Raw genomic sequence first — 16,194 nt, forward strand, 5'->3', positions numbered from 1 at the left:
TGGGGCACGGGGCACGGCCGCCCGCGGCGGCGGGAGGACGTTACGCCGGGGGCAGGCGGTCGAGCTGGGACCGGATGCGGGTGATGTCCTCGTCCGCCTTGGCCAGACGGCCACGGATCTTGTCCACCACGTGGTCCGGCGCCTTCGACAGGAACGCCTCGTTGCCGAGCTTCGCCGTCGCCTGCGCCTTCTCCTTCTCCGCGGCCGCGAGGTCCTTGGCCAGCCGCTTGCGCTCCGCGGCGACGTCGATCACCCCGGACAGGTCCAGCGCGACCTCGACCCCCGCGACCGGCAGCGTCGCCGTGGCCGTGAAGGACTCCCCCTCCGGCTGGAGGCGCAGCAGCTGGCGGATGGCCGGCTCGTGCGCGGCGAGCGCCGTCCCGCCGAGCGTCAGGCGGGCCGGAACCCGCTGGCCCGGCTGGAGTCCCTGGTCGGCACGGAAGCGGCGGACCTCGGTGATCACCGACTGGAGCGTCCCGATCTCCCGCTCGGCGTCCGCGTCCCGGAAACCGCTGTCGGACGGCCAGTCGGCGATGACCACCGACTCGCCCCCGGTCAGCGTCGTCCACAGCGTCTCGGTGACGAACGGGACGATCGGGTGCAGCAGCCGCAGCGTGACGTCGAGGACCTCGCCGAGGACCCGCTTGCTGACCTCGGCCGGCTCCCCGCCCGCCTGGAACGTCGTCTTGGACAGCTCGACGTACCAGTCGAAGACCTCGTCCCACGCGAAGTGGAACAGCGCGTCCGACAGCTTGGCGAACTGGAAGTCGTCGTAGTGCGCGTCGACCTCGGCGACGACCGAGTTCAGCCGGGACAGGATCCAGCGGTCGGTCGGCGACATCCTCGAGGCGTCCGGCAGCGGGCCCTCGACCGTCGCGCCGTTCATCAGCGCGAAACGCGTCGCGTTCCAGATCTTGTTGGCGAAGTTGCGCGAGCCCTGGACCCAGTCCTCGCCGATCGGCACGTCGACGCCGGGGTTGGCGCCGCGGGCGAGCGTGAACCTCAGCGCGTCGCTGCCGTACTTGTCCATCCAGTCCAGCGGGTTGACCGCGTTGCCGAAGGACTTCGACATCTTCTTGCCGAACTGGTCGCGGACCATGCCGTGCAGGGCGATGGTGTGGAACGGCGGGGTGCCGTCCATCGCGTACAGACCGAACATCATCATCCGGGCGACCCAGAAGAAGAGGATGTCGTAGCCGGTGACCAGGACGGAGTTCGGGTAGAACTTCGCGAGCGACTCGGTCCGTTCGGGCCAGCCCAGCGTGGAGAACGGCCACAGGCCCGAGGAGAACCAGGTGTCGAGGACGTCGGTGTCCTGGTGCCAGCCCTCACCGGTCGGCGGCTCGTCGTCCGGTCCGACGCAGACCACCTCGCCGTCCGGCCCGTACCAGACCGGGATGCGGTGGCCCCACCACAACTGCCGCGAGATGCACCAGTCGTGGAGGTTGTCGACCCAGTCGAAGTACCGCTTCTCCATCTCCTGCGGGTGGATCTTGACGCGGCCGTCGCGGACGGCGTCACCGGCCGCCTTCGCCAGCGGGCCGACCTTGACCCACCACTGCATGGACAGCCGCGGCTCGACGGTGGTCCTGCAGCGCGAGCAGTGGCCGACCGAGTGGACGTACGGCCGCTTCTCGGCGACGATCCGGCCCTCGGCGCGCAGCGCGGCGACGATGGCGGAGCGGGCCTCCAGGCGGTCCAGGCCCTGGAAGGGGCCGTGGGCGGTGATGACGGCGTGCTCGTCCATCACGGTGATGGACGGCAGGTCGTGCCGCCGGCCGATCTCGAAGTCGTTCGGGTCGTGGGCCGGGGTCACCTTGACGGCGCCCGTGCCGAACTCGGGGTCGACGTGCTCGTCCGCGACGACCGGGATGGAGCGGTCGGTCAGCGGCAGCTTGACGAGCTTGCCGACCAGGTGCTTGTAGCGCTCGTCCTCGGGGTGGACGGCGACGGCCGTGTCCCCGAGCATCGTCTCGGCACGGGTCGTGGCGACGACGATGGTGTCGTCCCCGTCGCCGTACGTCATGGAGACGAGCTCGCCGTCGTCGTCCTGGTAGTTGACCTCGATGTCGGAGATCGCGGTCAGACAGCGCGGGCACCAGTTGATGATGCGCTCGGCACGGTAGATCAGCTCGTCGTCGTAGAGCCGCTTGAAGATGGTCTGGACGGCCTGGGACAGGCCCTCGTCCATGGTGAAGCGCTCACGCGACCAGGCGACGCCGTCGCCGAGGCGGCGCATCTGGCCGGAGATCTGCCCGCCGGACTCGCCCTTCCACTGCCACACCCGCTCGACGAACGCCTCACGGCCGAGGTCGTGGCGGGACTTGCCCTCCTTGGCCAGCTCCCGCTCGACGACGTTCTGCGTGGCGATGCCGGCGTGGTCCATGCCGGGCTGCCACAGCGTCTCGAAGCCCTGCATCCGCTTGCGGCGGGTCAGGGCGTCGATGATCGTGTGCTCGAAGGCGTGCCCGAGGTGCAGGCTGCCGGTGACGTTCGGCGGGGGGATGACGACGGTGAACGGCGGCTTGTCGCTCCCCGCGTCCGCCTCGAAGTAACCGCGTTCCACCCAGCGCTCGTACAGCGGCCCCTCTACGTCGGCCGGCGCGTACTGGGTCGGCAGTTCGGTGGTGGGCGCTGGTGGCTGCTGCTGAGCGTTCTCGGTCACGGGGCTCAGTTTAGAGGCGTCACGAGCCTGTACCGAAACGCGTTTCCTTGTAACGGTGCGACCCCCCGCCCGCCTGAACGCTTCCCTCCTGAGTCAGGATGTCAGCAACGCATAAGCATCTGGAGGGGGAACTCCGCAATGAGCTACGACCAGCCGGGCCCGTACGGGGGACAACCCCAGCAGCCGGGTCCGTACGGCCGGCCGGGTCCTTACGGCCGGCCGCCGCAGGCCCCGCAGCCCGGCTACGGGTACCCCCAGCAGACTCCCCCGCCCGGTCAGCCCGGCTACGGGTACCCCCAGCAGGCTCCCCCGCCCGGTCAGCCCGGCCACGGCCACCCCCAGCAGCCCGGCCAGCCCGGCGTCCCGCCCCAGCAGCCCGGGCCGTACGGCCAGCAGCCGCCCTACGGCCAGGCCCCGTACGGCATGCCGCCCCAGCAGCCCCCCGCCCCGGGCGGCGGCAAGAAGGCCGGCATCATCGTCGGCGCGGTCGCGGTCGTCGCGGCCATCGCCGTGGGCGCGTACTTCGTGATCGGCGGGGGCGGCGGCGCGGGCGGCCTGGAGGACGACGGCCCGCACAAGCTCACCACGCCGAAGACGGTACTGGGCGACTACGCGCGCTTCGGCGACGGCGACGAGGAGAGCGACTCCGACACCGCCAAGGACATGGCGAAGAACGGGGTCAAGAACGGCACCGCCGTCCTCGGTCAGTGGTCGACCGCCGACTTCGGCGACTACGACCCGACGGACCCGAACACGGCGGGGGACTTCCCCGACCGGGCGGAACTGCTGACCGCCAAGGGCATCACCATGGTCGGCGGCTACGGCGAGATCGCCGACCCCGAGGCGACGCTGGACGAGTTCTTCGAGAACATCCAGGAACAGGTCGAGGAGAGCTCCTCGGGTTCCTCGGGCGGTATGCAGAACGCCGAGCTGATCGGCGACCCCGAGGAGGCGGAGATCGACGGCGCGGTCGCCAAGTGCCAGTCGACCAGGAGCACCAACGCGCTGACCAAGAAGGAGTCGACCGACTGGTTCTGCGCCTGGGCCGACCACAGCACGGTCGCCATGGTCTCGCCCGGCGACAACAACGGCACGGGTGTCGGCAAGGACACCGCGGTCGACCTCACCACCAAGCTCCGCGAGCAGATCCGCGTCAAGGCCTGACGGCACCACACCAGCGATTCAAGGGGAATCCAAGCAATGAGCTACAACCAGCCGGGCCCGTACGGCGGGCAGCCCCAGCAGCCCGGCCCCTATGGTCAGCCGGGCCCTTACGGCCAGCAGCCGCAGGCCCCGCAGCCCGGCTACGGGTACCCCCAGCAGACCCCTCCGCCCGGTCAGCCCGGTTACGGCTACCCCCAGCAGCCCGGCCAGCCCGGCGTCCCGCCCCAGCAGCCCGGGCCGTACGGCCAGCAGCCGCCCTACGGCCAGGCCCCGTACGGCATGCCGCCCCAGCCCCCCGCCCCGGGCGGCGGCGGCAAGAAGGCCGGCATCATCGTCGGCGCGGTCGCGGTCGTCGCGGCCATCGCCGTGGGCGCGTACTTCGTGATCGGCGGGGGCGGCGGCGGCTCGGACGTCGCGGACGACGGCCCGCACAAGCTGACCACGCCCGCGGCCGTGCTCGGCGGCGAGTACAAGAAGGGCGACGCCGCGGACAGCGGCGGATTCGACGAGAGCGACCTCAAGGACGCCGAGAAGCACGGCGTCAAGAACGCCAAGGACGTCAACGCCGGCTACCAGGCCGGGGACAAGTCCAACCCGCTCGCCATGAAGATGATCAACTTCATGGGGGTCTACGGCGACATCGACGACCCGGAGAAGGTCGTCGACGCCATGTTCGCCGAGATGAAGAAGAACGCCTCCGAGGACGAGGAGACCGAGGGCGAGGTCGTCGGCAGCCCGAAGGGCTACACGCCGGACGACCTGGACGGCGCGGTCCTGAAGTGCCAGGAGACGAAGATCAAGAACGGCGACGCCGGGTCGGGGGACGCGGCCGTCGGGCCGTCGGAGTTCAGCGTGCCGGTGTGCATCTGGGGTGACCACAGCACGCTGGGCGTCATCATCCACATGGAACTGGCCGACGCCATGGCGGGCAAGGCCACCGACCTGGGGAAGGCCGCCGAGCTCACCGCCACGTTCCGCAAGGACGTGCGCGTCAAGGCCTGACGCGACGCGTGCGCGCGAAAGGGGCCCCGGCCGGTGCCGGGGCCCCTTTCACGTCGGCTGCGGGGCGGCTACGCCGTCTTCTGCTCCCCCGGCCCCCGGCCGCGGGCGTCGCGCGGGATCAGGGTCGGGTTGACGTTGGAGAGGACCACGTCGGCGGTGATGACCACGCGGGCGACGTCCTTGCGGGACGGGACCTCGTACATCACGCCCTGGAGGACCTCCTCCATGATGGCGCGCAGGCCGCGGGCGCCGGTCTGGCGCAGGATGGCCTGGTCGGCGATGGCCTCCAGCGCCTCGCGCTCGAAGTCCAGTTCCACGCCGTCGAGTTCGAAGAGGCGCTGGTACTGCTTGACCAGTGCGTTGCGCGGCTCGACGAGGATCTGCAGCAGGGCCTCGCGGTCCAGGTTGTGGACGCTGGTGATGACGGGGAGCCGGCCGATGAACTCCGGGATCATGCCGAACTTGACCAGGTCCTCCGGCATGACCTCCTCGAACTGGTCCTTGGACTCCCTCTCCCGCTTGGAGCGGATCGTCGCGCCGAAGCCGATGCCCTTGGCGCCGGCCCGGCCCTCGATGATCTTCTCCAGTCCGGCGAAGGCGCCGCCCACGATGAACAGCACGTTCGTCGTGTCGATCTGGATGAACTCCTGGTGCGGGTGCTTGCGGCCGCCCTGCGGCGGGACCGAGGCCGTGGTGCCCTCGAGGATCTTCAGCAGGGCCTGCTGCACGCCCTCACCGCTGACGTCGCGGGTGATCGACGGGTTCTCGCTCTTGCGGGCGACCTTGTCGATCTCGTCGATGTAGATGATCCCCGTCTCGGCCTTCTTGACGTCGTAGTCGGCCGCCTGGATCAGCTTCAGCAGGATGTTCTCGACGTCCTCACCGACGTACCCCGCCTCGGTGAGCGCCGTGGCGTCGGCGATCGCGAACGGGACGTTCAGCATGCGGGCGAGGGTCTGGGCCAGCAGGGTCTTGCCGGAGCCCGTGGGGCCCAGCAGGAGGATGTTGGACTTCGCCAGCTCGATGGCGTCGTCACGGCCCTGCGCGCCGCCGTTCTCGCCGGCCTGGACGCGCTTGTAGTGGTTGTACACGGCGACGGAGAGGGCCTTCTTGGCCGACTCCTGCCCCACCACGTACCCCTCGAGGAACTCGTAGATCTCGCGGGGCTTGGGCAGCTCCTCCCAGCGGACCTCGCTGGTCTCGGCGAGTTCTTCCTCGATGATCTCGTTGCAGAGGTCGATGCACTCGTCGCAGATGTACACACCGGGCCCTGCGATGAGCTTCTTGACCTGCTTCTGGCTCTTGCCGCAGAACGAGCACTTGAGCAGATCGCCGCCGTCACCGATGCGTGCCACGGTGTGCTTCCCCTTCGCCTGGGAGACGCGGACGCGGGCGTCCGGCGGCTCCTGGTGCTGCCTTATGTCCGACGGTACCTTGCCTGGCCCCCCGTTCGGGCCCCCCTTGGCACGGTTCACTTTGACGTGGACCGTGCCAAACCGTGCCAAGGGGCGGCAGACGTTACACCCCGCCGCGCGTCAGCGCAGGCTGGCGTTGTCCATCTTCCGGGTGCTGATGATCTGGTCGATCAGGCCGTACTCCAGCGCGTCCTCGGCCGTGAGGATCTTGTCGCGCTCGATGTCCTCGCGGATCTTCTCGATCGGCCGGGTGGAGTGCTTGGCGAGCATGTCCTCCAGCTGCGTGCGCATCCGGAGGATCTCGTTGGCGGCGATCTCCAGGTCGGAGACCTGGCCGCGGCCGGTCTCGCTGTACGGCTGGTGGATCAGCACGCGCGCGTTCGGCAGCGCCATGCGCTTGCCGGGCGTGCCGGCGGCCAGCAGGACGGCGGCGGCGGAGGCCGCCTGGCCCATGCAGACCGTCTGGATGTCCGGCTTCACGTACTGCATCGTGTCGTAGATCGCCGTGAGCGCGGTGAAGGAGCCGCCGGGGCTGTTGATGTAGACCGAGATGTCCCGGTCGGGGTCCATCGACTCCAGGCACAGCAGCTGCGCCATGACGTCGTTGGCGGAGGCGTCGTCGATCTGCACGCCGAGGAAGATCACGCGCTCCTCGAAGAGCTTCGCGTACGGGTCGTACTCGCGGATGCCCTGGGAGGTGCGCTCGACGAAGCGCGGGATGACGTAGCGGGACTCGGCCGAGGGGCCGGTGTAACGGCCCTGCGAGGCGCCCATGTCCTGCACGGCGTGCGTACGGTCGTAGATCCCACTGCCGGGGAACTGGTTCACGGTGTCTCCTGAAAGGGGCTGAGGCGGTCGGCTGGGGCTGCTGGGGCGTTCACCGGTCCCCGAGGGGCCCGGGGGCGTCCGCGGGGCCACGAGGGCCCCGTGGGGCCGCTCAGGCCCCGGTGCCGCCGCCGCCCGGCATGCCGGCGGCCGTGGCGATCACGTCGTCGATGAGGCCGTACTCCTTGGCCTCGAAGGCGTCGAACCAGCGGTCACGGTCGGAGTCGCGGGTGATCTGCTCGACCGTCTGGCCGGTGTGCTGGGCCGTGAGCTCGGCCATGCGCTTCTTGGTGTGCAGCAGCCGCTCGGCGTGGATCTTGATGTCCGAGGCCGAGCCGGCGAGGCCGGCGGACGGCTGGTGGATCAGGATCTCGGCGTTCGGCAGCGCGAAACGCTTGCCGGGGGTGCCGGCGCTCAGCAGGAACTGGCCCATGGAGGCCGCCAGGCCCATGGCGATCGTCACCACGTCGTTCTTGATGTACTGCATGGTGTCGTAGATCGCCATGCCGGCCGTGATGGAGCCGCCGGGGCTGTTGATGTACAGGTAGATGTCCTTCTCCGGGTCGGAGGCAAGGAGCAGCAGCTGTGCGGTGATCTTGTTGGCGATGTCGTCGTCGACCGGCTGGCCGAGGAAGATGATCCGCTCACCGAGCAGCCGGTTGTAGACCTGGTCACCGAGGCCACCACCGATGGAGGGCTCGCCGGCGGCGGAGGGCATCAGATTCGTCACGTATCCACCTGCTCGTCTTACGACGGCGCCGGGCCGTCTCACGTTTCCCTGCGGGCTGGAGTCTCTTCCGGCGACTCCACTGCCCTCGTATTCATGGACCCTAACGCGGGGGCTCCGCCGGGGAATCCCGGTAGCCGGGGTGTTCGCCGGGGGCGTAGAGGGGCGCCCGTCCGGTTTGCGGGCGGCCACGGGCCGTGGGGGCGTCCGCGCCCGCGCGGCGGGGCCGCGCACCGGCACCCCCGGTGCCCCGGGGCACCGGTCCCCGGGGGTACGACGGACGGGCCCCGGCGGTGATCGCCCGGGGCCCGTCGTACGTCGGTCGGAGGTGGCCGCGAGGCTCAGTCCTCGGTCTTCTCCTCGGCCGCGGCCCCGGTGGACTCGGCGGACCCGGCCTCGGCCTCGGCGGCCTCCTCCTCGTCCTCGTCCTCGAGGTCGACGACCTCGCCGTTGGTGTCCTTGACCGTGGCCTTCTCGACCACGGCGGCCAGGGCCTTGCCGCGGGCGACCTCGCCGACGAGGAGCGGGACCTGGCCCTGCTCGACGACGGCCTGGGCGAACTGGTCGGGGGACATGCCGGAGGAGGCGGCACGGCGCATGAGGTGCTCGGTCAGCTCGTCCTGGTTGACGTTGAGCTTCTCCTGCTTGACCAGCTCGTCGAGCACGAACTGGGTCTTGATGCCCTTGACCGCGGCCTCACGGGTCTCGGCGTCGAACTCCTCCTCGGTCTTGCCCTGGATCTCCAGGTACTTCGCGAGGTCGAGGCCCATCTGGCCGAGCTGGTGGTGCTCGAGGTTGTGCTTGCGGGTGTTGATCTCGTCCTCGAGCAGCTTCTCGGGGACCGGGACCTCGACCAGCTCGAGCAGCTTCTCCAGGACGCGCTCCTGGGCCTGCGTGGCCTGGTCGTACTGCTTCATGTTCTCCAGGCGCTTGCGGCTGTCGGCCTTGAGCTCCTCGAGGGTGTCGAACTCGGAGGCGAGCTGGGCGAACTCGTCGTCCAGCTCGGGCAGCTCGCGCTTGGCGACCTGGGAGACCTTGACGGTCACCTCGGCCTCCTTGCCGGCCGCCGAGCCGCCCTTGAGCTCGGAGGTGAAGGTGGCCTCGCCACCGGCCTCCAGGCCCTTCACGGCGTCGTCGATGCCGTCCAGCAGCTCACCGGAGCCGATGGTGTAGGAGACGCCGCTGGCGACGCCGTCCTCGAGGACCTCGCCGTCGACCTTGGCCTCCAGGTCGATGGTGACCACGTCGCCGTCCTCGGCGGCGCGCTCCACCGGGGAGGTGGAGGCGAAGCGCTCGCGGAGCTGCTCCACCGACTTCTCGACGTCCTCGTCGGTGACCTCGACGGCGTCGACCTCGACCTCGATGCCGGAGTAGTCCGGGATCTCGATGGCCGGGCGGACGTCGACCTCGGCGGTGAAGTTCAGCGTCTCGCCGTCCTTCAGCTCCGTGATGTCGACCTCGGGCTGGCCCAGCGGGCTCAGCTCGGCCTCGTTGACGGCGTCGGTGTAGAACTTCGGGAGGGCGTCGTTGACGGCCTCCTCCAGCACCGCACCGCGGCCGAAGCGCTGGTCGATGACCCGGGCCGGGACCTTGCCCTTGCGGAAGCCCTTCACCGTGACCTGCTGGTTGATCTTCTTGTACGCCGCGTCGAGGCTGTCCTTGAGCTCCTCGAAGGGCACCTCGACAGTGAGCCGAACCCGGGTCGGGTTCAGGGTCTCCACGGCGCTCTTCACGGTTCGGTCTCCTTGTGGCTGACTTCTCGGGTTCTGCCGGGACCAGAGCGGTCCGGCCGATTCGCCGCCCGGAGGACTTCAGAGACACACAGGGCGTGCAGCTTGCATAGTAACGGCAGCGGCTACGGCACCCAAAAGGCGATCACCGGTGCGCGGGCAGGTGGCTGGTCGGGGTGGCGGGATTTGAACCCACGGCCTTCCGCTCCCAAAGCGGACGCGCTACCAAGCTGCGCCACACCCCGTCTGGTGCGACACGTAGGGTACATGCACCCGGGCGAAACGGCCGCTGTGTTTCGCGGCGCGGTGCGGCGTCCGGGGCGGGCCGGAAACGGGGTGTGCGACGAGGGCGTGCGACCCGCTACGATGCCTGTCAGTGCCGCGGTCACCGACGCGCGGCGCGTTCGGTGCGGGCGTAGCTCAATGGTAGAGCCCTAGTCTTCCAAACTAGCTACGCGGGTTCGATTCCCGTCGCCCGCTCTCTACGGCCCGGGGCCGGGCCGGGGATCGCTCCCCGGCCCGGCCCCGGTCGCTTTCCGGGCTCCGGACGGGCCGGGCGACCGGGCCGAGGAGCGGCTCCCGGGCCGGCCCGGATCGTTTCCGCACGGGGCGGGCGGGGTCAGAAGCTGATCGAGTTGATCATCTCGGCTATCGAGTCCAGGAACCGCTGGATGTCGTCGGCCATGCCGGTGGAGGCCAGGAAGAAGCCGAAGAGGACGGCGACGACCGCCGGCCCCGGCTTGATGGAGCCGCCTCTCAGCAGCACCACCAGGATGATCGCCAACAGCAGCACCACGGACAGTGAAATGGCCACAACTGATCACACCCTCGGTCGGTTCCGCTTCCCCGGCCCGGGCGACGCGACCCCGCGCACCCCGCCAGAACCATCGTGCCACCAACAGGGCCGCCCTATGCGGTGGCTGACGCATCATCCGCGCCGGTGCGGCCGGCCCCGCCCGCGCACCACCGGCCCCACGGGCCAACGGCACCGTGTCGCACGGCAATTCGATGGGGGCCCGCCCAGGGAATTCGCCCGGATCCTTTCCGTCTCCACACAATGCGTCCGCAGGTAATTCGAATTGCCGTCGCAGACGTTCCGGCAATCCGTGGGACGTTCCGGAGGATATGTGACGGATACGGACACAGTGCCCGAGTCACCTGCCGGTCCCACGCACGGCTTTGTCCGGAACAATCATGAAAGGTGAGCCCGCGCGACGGTCAATGCCCTTGCGTTCCGGATGTGTTGGCCGTCACGCCGGACATCTCGCACACATTCCCCGATCGGGGGTACCCGGTTCGAATACCAAGAACGACGTCGGGCGTTTTACCAAATCCCGCGGACAACGCTAGGGTGCCTCAGATGTTCCACGCTGCCTCGTCCCCCGCAAGCGCAGCGAGCTCACCGACCGCCTCCCCGAGCCCCCGCCGGGAGGGTCAGTGACGAACTCGCAGCGACCGTACGGCAACCGCAGAACGCCGCTCCCCCCGGTCCGGTCGCCGGCACCCGGGGTGCCCGGTCCCCGCACGGGGAGCGGGCGCGGCGGCCGCCCGGCGCCGTCCGGCGGACAGCGCGACGCGTTCTTCGACAACGCCAAGTACCTGGCGATCGTGCTGGTGGCGGTCGGCCACGCCTGGGAGCCCCTCAAGGGCGACAGCCGGGTCCTGGAGGCGGCGTACACGGTCGTGTACACGTTCCACATGCCGGCCTTCATCATCATCTCCGGCTTCTTCTCGCGCAGCTTCGACATGCGGCCCGACCGGCTGCGCCGGCTGATCACCGGCATCGCCGTGCCGTACGTCGTGTTCGAGACCGCCTATCCCCTGTTCCGGCGGGTCGTCGACCACGCCCCCGAGCAGGAGATCAGCCTGCTCGACCCCTGGTACCTGACCTGGTTCCTGGTCGCGCTGTTCGTGTGGCGGCTGACCACGCCGATCTGGAACGCGGTGCGGCACCCGCTGCCGCTGGCCCTCGGCATCGCCGCGCTGGCCAGTGTCACCCCCGGGATCGGCGACGACCTCGACCTGCAGCGCGTGCTGCAGTTCCTGCCGTACTTCGTGCTCGGACTGTGCATGCGGCCGGAGCACTTCCACAGGGTGCGCCGCAGGCCGGTGCGGATCGCGGCGGTGCCGGTGTTCGCGGCGGCGCTGGCCGTGGGCTGGTGGGCGGTGCCGCGGATGAACACCGCGTGGTTCTACCACCGTGACGCCGCGCAGGAGCTGGGCGCGCCGTGGTGGGCGGGTCCGGTCATGGTGCTCGCGATGTTCGGCTGCTCGCTGCTGCTGACCGCCTGCTTCTTCGCCTGGGTGCCGGGCCGCCGCACGTGGTTCACGGCGCTCGGCGCGGGCACGCTCTACGGCTACCTGCTGCACGGCTTCGTGGCGAAGGCCGGCGACTACCGGGGCTGGTTCGAGCACCCCGTGCTGCACCGGCCGCTCGGCGAGATCGCCGTGAGCGTCCTGGCGGCGGTCCTGGTGACGCTGCTGTGCACCGCCCCCGTGCGGCGGGTGTTCCGGTTCGTGATGGAGCCGAGGATGGAGTGGGCGTTCAAGCGGGACGCCGCGCGGGCGTCACACGAGCGCGAGCGGCGGGAGCGGAGGACGGAGAGCCGCGAGAAGGTCTCCGTCTAGGAGCTCCCCTCCCCCGGCACGAGGCCGAGGAGTGCGCGCATCCGCGCGTACTTCCCGGTCAGCCGTGCGCGGGTCGGCCCGTCCAGCACGGCCAGACGGGCCGGGTCGGCGTTGTGCGCCAGGTCCGCCTCCTTCACCAGCAGCGCACCGGGGGTGGCGAGGATCCGGGCCGCGTACGCCTCGGGGGACTCCCCGGGCCGCTTGGTGACCGCGAGGACGATGTCCTTGGTCCGCCGGGTCAGCGCGGCCTCCTCCAGCCGGCGCCGCGACAGCCGGTCGTCCTCGACGGCGTCGTGCAGCCAGGCCGCCGCGATCTGCTCCTCGTCGCCGCCGCGGGCCCGCACCCCCTCGGCGACGGCCCGCAGGTGCTCGACGTAGGGCCGGCCCGCCTTGTCGGTCTGGCCGGCGTGCGCGGCGCGGGCGGTGGCCTCGATCTCGGCCGGGGACAGCGGTGTCGTCTCGGTCACCCGCCCAGTGTGCACGGGTCAGCGGGCCGCCGCGGCCGTCGGCCCCTCCCGGCATATGAGCAGCAGGGCCCGGTCGTCGTTGACGTCCTTGGCGACCGCCTCGATGAGGTGCCAGGCGGCGCCGTGGAAGCCTCCGGCGACATAGCGGTCGGCCTCGCCGGTGAGGCGGTCGATGCCCTCCACGATGTCCCGGTCGGAGGTCTCCACCAGGCCGTCCGTGAACAGCATCAGCACGTCCCCGGGGCGCAGCGAGCCCTTCACCGGGTCGAACCGGGCGCCGTCGTACACGCCGAGCAGCGGGCCGTCGGCCGCCTTCTCCTCCCAGCGGCCGCTGCCCGCGCTGAGCTGGAGGCCGGGCGGGTGCCCGGCGGAGTAGAGCTCGTAGTCGCCGGAGTCCAGGTCGAGCACCAGGTGGATGGAGGTGGCGAAGCCCTCGTCCCAGTCCTGGCGCAGCAGGTAGCCGTTGGCGGCCGGCAGGAAGGCGTGCGGCGGGAGGCTGCCGAGGAGGCCGCCGAAGGCGCCCGACAGCAGCAGGGCGCGCGAGGCGGCGTCCATGCCCTTGCCGGAGACGTCGGTGAGCACGACCTCCAGGGTGCGCCCGCCGTTGGTGCGGGCCGCGACCACGAAGTCGCCCGAGAAGGACTGGCCGCCCGCCGGGCGCAGGGCCATCTCCCGGTGCCAGCCGCTCGGCAGCTTCGGCAGCTTGCTCTGCACCCGGATGCGTTCGCGCAGGTCGAACAGCATGGTGCCGCCGCGCCGCCAGGGCACGCCCACCCGGCTGCGGAACTGGGCGACGAGCAGCCCGAAGAAGCCGCAGGCGGCGACGGTGAGGACCACGCCCGGGGTGACCCGGGCGGCGCCCTCGGTGTAGGGGCCGAGCCACACCGACTCGACGATCAGCGCGGTCGCCGCGGCGGCGTACAGCCCGAGCAGGCTCGCCGGGCGCAGCAGCAGGCCGCCGGCGACGATCGGGAGGACCAGCGCGGAGGGCGCGCACCACACGGAGTCGGTGAGCGTCCCGGCCGCGATCAGCGGGACGGTGAGGAGCAGTCCGGCGAGCGCGACCCAGTCGGAGCCGTCCCCGCGGAAGTAGTCGACGCCGGCCCGGCGCACGCCGACGCGGGCCCGGTGCCACTGCTTCTTCAACCGGGCCGTGAACGTGTCGGCTTCCGCGCGCCGCTCTCGTCCTGCTGCCATCAGTTCGGGACCCTATCCATCGGACCGGCCACATGGCACGGGAGGTCCTGGTTGTCCCCTCGTCGGGGCCGGCTTCACAGTCAACTTCACCGGACGCCGCCGTGGGGCCGCACGGGAGAAATTGCCTCGCTCCTCGTGGACGGCCCTGGTAGGCATGGCGCATGGCGAACGAACAGGCTGATCTCGCAAACGGACTCCGCGTGCTGCGTCCGGACGACTGGGACACGTGGTACGCGACGCTGGTCCGGGCCTTCGGCGGGGTCCCGGAGGCGGACGCGGAGCGGGAGCTGTGGAACTCGCTGACCGAGTACGACCGTTCCCTCGGCGTGTGGGACGGGGACGCCTGCGTGGGGACGGCGGGTGCGTTCTCGTTCCGGGTCACCGTGCCGGGGGGCGCCTCCGTGCCGGCCGCGGGCGTCACCATGGTCGGCGTGGCCGCCACGCACCGGCGGCGCGGGGTGCTGACGTCGATGATGCGGCGCCAGCTGGACGACGTCCGCTCCTGGGGCGAGCCGCTGGCGGTGCTCACCGCGTCGGAGCCGGCGATCTACGGCCGGTTCGGGTACGGGGCCGCCACCTTCCAGCTCGACGCCGAGATCGACACCCGCCGGGCGGGCCTGACCGTCCCGGCCGGCGCCGACGCCGTACGGCTGCGGTACGCGGAGCCCGCCGACGTCCTCGACGCCTGCGAGGCGGTCTACGCCCGTTCGGTGCCCGGCCGGCCGGGGATGCTCGCGCGCCGGCCCGGCTGGGAGCGGGTGGCGCTGCTCGACACGGAGCGGGAGCGGGGCGGGGCGTCACCGCTGCAGTGCGTGGTCGCGGAGCGGGACGGCGAGACGGTCGGCTACGCGCGGTTCCGGGTGAAGCCGGGCTGGAGCGCCGCCGGGGCCGACGGCACGGTGCTCCTGAGCGGTCTGGCCGCGCTGGATCCGGCGGCCGACGCGGCGCTGTGGCGGTTCCTGTTCGACATCGACCTGACGTCGACGCTGGTGGCGCGGGGACGGCCGGTCGACGAGGGCTGGCAGTACCTGGTGTCGGACATACGGCGGTGCCGCCCGGCCCTGCGCGACGCGATGTACGTCCGGCTGGTCGACGTCGGGGCGGCGCTCCGGGCGCGGACGTACCGGGCGCCGGTGGACGTCGTCTTCGCGGTGGAGGACGCCTTCTGCCCCTGGAACACCGGGCGTTGGCGGCTGAGCGGGGACGCCGAGGGCGCGTCCTGCGAGCGCACCGAGGACCCGGCCGATCTCGCCCTGTCGGTGCGGGAGCTGGGCGCGGCCTATCTGGGCGGGGTGAGCCTCACGGCGCTCGCGGCGGCCGGCCGGGTGGCCGAGCTGCGGCGGGGCGCGCTGGCGGAGGCGTCCACGGCGTTCGGGAGCGACCCGGCGCCGTGGCTGCCGCACGGCTTCTGAGTCTCAGCGGCGCTGGCAGGCGGGGCACCAGAACAGGTTGCGGGCGGCGAGGTCGGCGGTGCGGATCTCGCCGCCGCAGACGTGGCAGGGCAGGTGGGCCCTGCGGTAGACGTACACCTCGCCGCCGTGGTCGTCGACGCGCGGCGGGCGCCCCATCGCCTCGGGGGTGTGTTCGGGACGGACGGTGTCGATGCGGTTGTTGCGCACGCCCTCGCGCATCAGCGCGACCAGGTCGGCCCAGATCGCGTCCCACTCGGCAGCGGTGACGTCCCGGCCCGCGCGGTAGGGGTCGATCCGGTGCCGGAAGAGGACCTCGGCGCGGTAGACGTTGCCCACGCCCGCGATGACCTTCTGGTCCATCAGGAGCGCGGCGATCGTCGTACGGCTGCGGCCGATCCTGCGGTACGCGAGGGCCGGGTCGGCGTCCGGGCGCAGCGGGTCGGGGCCGAGGCGGTCGTGGACCGCCTGCTTCTCGCCGTCCGTGATCAGGGCGCAGGTGGTGGGGCCGCGCAGGTCGACGTAGGACGTGGCGTCGGCGAGGCGGAGCCGGACGGTGTCCGTGGGGGGCGGCGCCGGGGCCGGGCCGAAGGCGACCTTGCCGAAGAGGCCGAGGTGGATGTGGACCCACTCGGCGGGTTCGGCGTCGCCGAAGCCGAGGAACAGGTGCTTGCCGTGGGCGTCGGTGGTGCGCAGCGGGGTGCCGTCGAGGAGGGCGGCGGCGTCGGCGAACTTGCCCTGGGGGCTGGTGACGCGCAGGGGGGCGCCGGTGGCGAAGGCGGCGTAGTCCTCGGCCAGCCGGTGGATGGTGTGGCCTTCCGGCACGGGGTGTCCTTCCAAGCGTGTGCCCACCGCCCGGCCGGGCGGCCCCGAGGCCTCGGGCACCAGCTACACCAAGGCCGGCGGCTTCCTGCACGACGCGGGCGCCTTCGACGCGGACTTCTTCGGGATGAGCCCGCGGGAGG

At 71.3% G+C, this 16,194-nt stretch carries 14 protein-coding genes and 2 tRNA genes; 6 read left to right on the forward strand and 10 right to left on the reverse strand.

Annotated elements, in window-relative coordinates:
• Positions 1-40 precede the first annotated feature (40 nt).
• A complete protein-coding gene (locus tag ABTY20_RS25745; protein WP_351999423.1) occupies positions 41-2,665 on the reverse strand; it encodes a valine--tRNA ligase in 2,625 nt (874 codons plus the stop codon).
• A 138-nt stretch (positions 2,666-2,803) separates the two neighbouring features.
• Between ABTY20_RS25745 and ABTY20_RS25750 the strand changes: the two genes are divergently transcribed.
• Entirely contained in the window at positions 2,804-3,829 is a 1,026-nt protein-coding gene (locus ABTY20_RS25750; protein WP_351999424.1) for a hypothetical protein, read from the forward strand.
• Between the two features lie 36 nt (positions 3,830-3,865).
• The gene (locus ABTY20_RS25755; RefSeq protein WP_351999425.1) at positions 3,866-4,831 is read left to right on the forward strand and encodes a hypothetical protein; all 966 of its coding nucleotides are present in this window, start codon (positions 3,866-3,868) and stop codon (positions 4,829-4,831) included.
• A gap of 68 nt (positions 4,832-4,899) precedes the next feature.
• On the opposite strand, the gene clpX is transcribed toward ABTY20_RS25755, so the two are convergent.
• From clpX to ABTY20_RS25780, 5 genes are all read right to left on the reverse strand, one after another.
• Complete coding sequence (gene clpX / locus ABTY20_RS25760) at positions 4,900-6,186, reverse strand: ATP-dependent Clp protease ATP-binding subunit ClpX (RefSeq protein WP_351999426.1); 1,287 nt, start codon at positions 6,184-6,186, stop codon at positions 4,900-4,902.
• Positions 6,187-6,366: 180 nt separating this feature from the next.
• Complete coding sequence (locus ABTY20_RS25765) at positions 6,367-7,074, reverse strand: ATP-dependent Clp protease proteolytic subunit (RefSeq protein ID WP_351999427.1); 708 nt, start codon at positions 7,072-7,074, stop codon at positions 6,367-6,369.
• A 109-nt stretch (positions 7,075-7,183) separates the two neighbouring features.
• A complete protein-coding gene (locus tag ABTY20_RS25770; RefSeq protein WP_351999435.1) occupies positions 7,184-7,789 on the reverse strand; it encodes an ATP-dependent Clp protease proteolytic subunit in 606 nt (201 codons plus the stop codon).
• Positions 7,790-8,139: 350 nt separating this feature from the next.
• On the reverse strand, positions 8,140-9,531 hold the full coding sequence (tig, locus tag ABTY20_RS25775; RefSeq protein WP_351999428.1) for a trigger factor: 1,392 nt from the start codon (positions 9,529-9,531) through the stop codon (positions 8,140-8,142).
• 165 nt (positions 9,532-9,696) lie between these two features.
• Positions 9,697-9,773: transfer RNA gene (locus ABTY20_RS25780), tRNA-Pro, on the reverse strand.
• A 164-nt stretch (positions 9,774-9,937) separates the two neighbouring features.
• On the opposite strand from ABTY20_RS25780, the gene ABTY20_RS25785 reads away from it, so the two are divergent.
• Positions 9,938-10,008: transfer RNA gene (locus ABTY20_RS25785), tRNA-Gly, on the forward strand.
• A 139-nt stretch (positions 10,009-10,147) separates the two neighbouring features.
• Here the strand turns inward: ABTY20_RS25785 and ABTY20_RS25790 are convergent.
• A complete protein-coding gene (locus ABTY20_RS25790) occupies positions 10,148-10,342 on the reverse strand; it encodes a hypothetical protein (protein WP_351999429.1) in 195 nt (64 codons plus the stop codon).
• Positions 10,343-10,965: 623 nt separating this feature from the next.
• On the opposite strand from ABTY20_RS25790, the gene ABTY20_RS25795 reads away from it, so the two are divergent.
• Entirely contained in the window at positions 10,966-12,156 is a 1,191-nt protein-coding gene (locus tag ABTY20_RS25795; protein ID WP_351999430.1) for an acyltransferase family protein, read from the forward strand.
• Here the strand turns inward: ABTY20_RS25795 and ABTY20_RS25800 are convergent.
• Both ABTY20_RS25800 and ABTY20_RS25805 read right to left on the reverse strand, forming a co-directional pair.
• Positions 12,153-12,623 carry an HD domain-containing protein gene (locus tag ABTY20_RS25800; protein ID WP_351999431.1) on the reverse strand — a complete coding sequence of 157 codons (471 nt, stop codon included), beginning with the start codon at positions 12,621-12,623 and terminating at the stop codon, positions 12,153-12,155. The genes ABTY20_RS25795 and ABTY20_RS25800 overlap by 4 nt on opposite strands.
• 18 nt (positions 12,624-12,641) lie before the next feature.
• Entirely contained in the window at positions 12,642-13,820 is a 1,179-nt protein-coding gene (locus ABTY20_RS25805) for a SpoIIE family protein phosphatase (protein WP_351999432.1), read from the reverse strand.
• Positions 13,821-13,981: 161 nt separating this feature from the next.
• On the opposite strand from ABTY20_RS25805, the gene ABTY20_RS25810 reads away from it, so the two are divergent.
• Positions 13,982-15,232, forward strand: a complete 1,251-nt coding sequence (locus ABTY20_RS25810) for a GNAT family N-acetyltransferase (RefSeq protein WP_351999433.1) — start codon at positions 13,982-13,984, stop codon at positions 15,230-15,232.
• A gap of 3 nt (positions 15,233-15,235) precedes the next feature.
• Here ABTY20_RS25810 and ABTY20_RS25815 read toward each other — a convergent pair whose 3' ends face one another.
• Positions 15,236-16,054, reverse strand: coding sequence for an Fpg/Nei family DNA glycosylase (locus ABTY20_RS25815; RefSeq protein ID WP_351999434.1), 819 nt, complete (start codon positions 16,052-16,054; stop codon positions 15,236-15,238).
• On the opposite strand from ABTY20_RS25815, the gene ABTY20_RS25820 reads away from it, so the two are divergent.
• A partial coding sequence (locus tag ABTY20_RS25820; protein WP_351999436.1) for a beta-ketoacyl synthase N-terminal-like domain-containing protein occupies positions 16,035-16,194 on the forward strand: 160 nt, incomplete at its 3' end. The genes ABTY20_RS25815 and ABTY20_RS25820 overlap by 20 nt on opposite strands.

Origin of the sequence: Streptomyces sp. NPDC126497 (genome assembly GCF_040302425.1) — a bacterium.
In the GTDB taxonomy this organism is placed as follows: domain Bacteria; phylum Actinomycetota; class Actinomycetes; order Streptomycetales; family Streptomycetaceae; genus Streptomyces.

Excerpts from the sequence above, each read along its gene's own strand:
- ABTY20_RS25750 (WP_351999424.1), top strand. The coding sequence starts at position 2,804 with ATGAGCTACGACCAGCCGGGCCCGTACGGGGGACAACCCCAGCAGCCG.
- ABTY20_RS25755 (WP_351999425.1), top strand. The coding sequence starts at position 3,866 with ATGAGCTACAACCAGCCGGGCCCGTACGGCGGGCAGCCCCAGCAGCCC.
- ABTY20_RS25770 (WP_351999435.1), bottom strand. The coding sequence starts at position 7,789 with ATGCCCTCCGCCGCCGGCGAGCCCTCCATCGGTGGTGGCCTCGGTGAC.
- ABTY20_RS25805 (WP_351999432.1), bottom strand. The coding sequence starts at position 13,820 with ATGGCAGCAGGACGAGAGCGGCGCGCGGAAGCCGACACGTTCACGGCC.
- ABTY20_RS25810 (WP_351999433.1), top strand. The coding sequence starts at position 13,982 with ATGGCGAACGAACAGGCTGATCTCGCAAACGGACTCCGCGTGCTGCGT.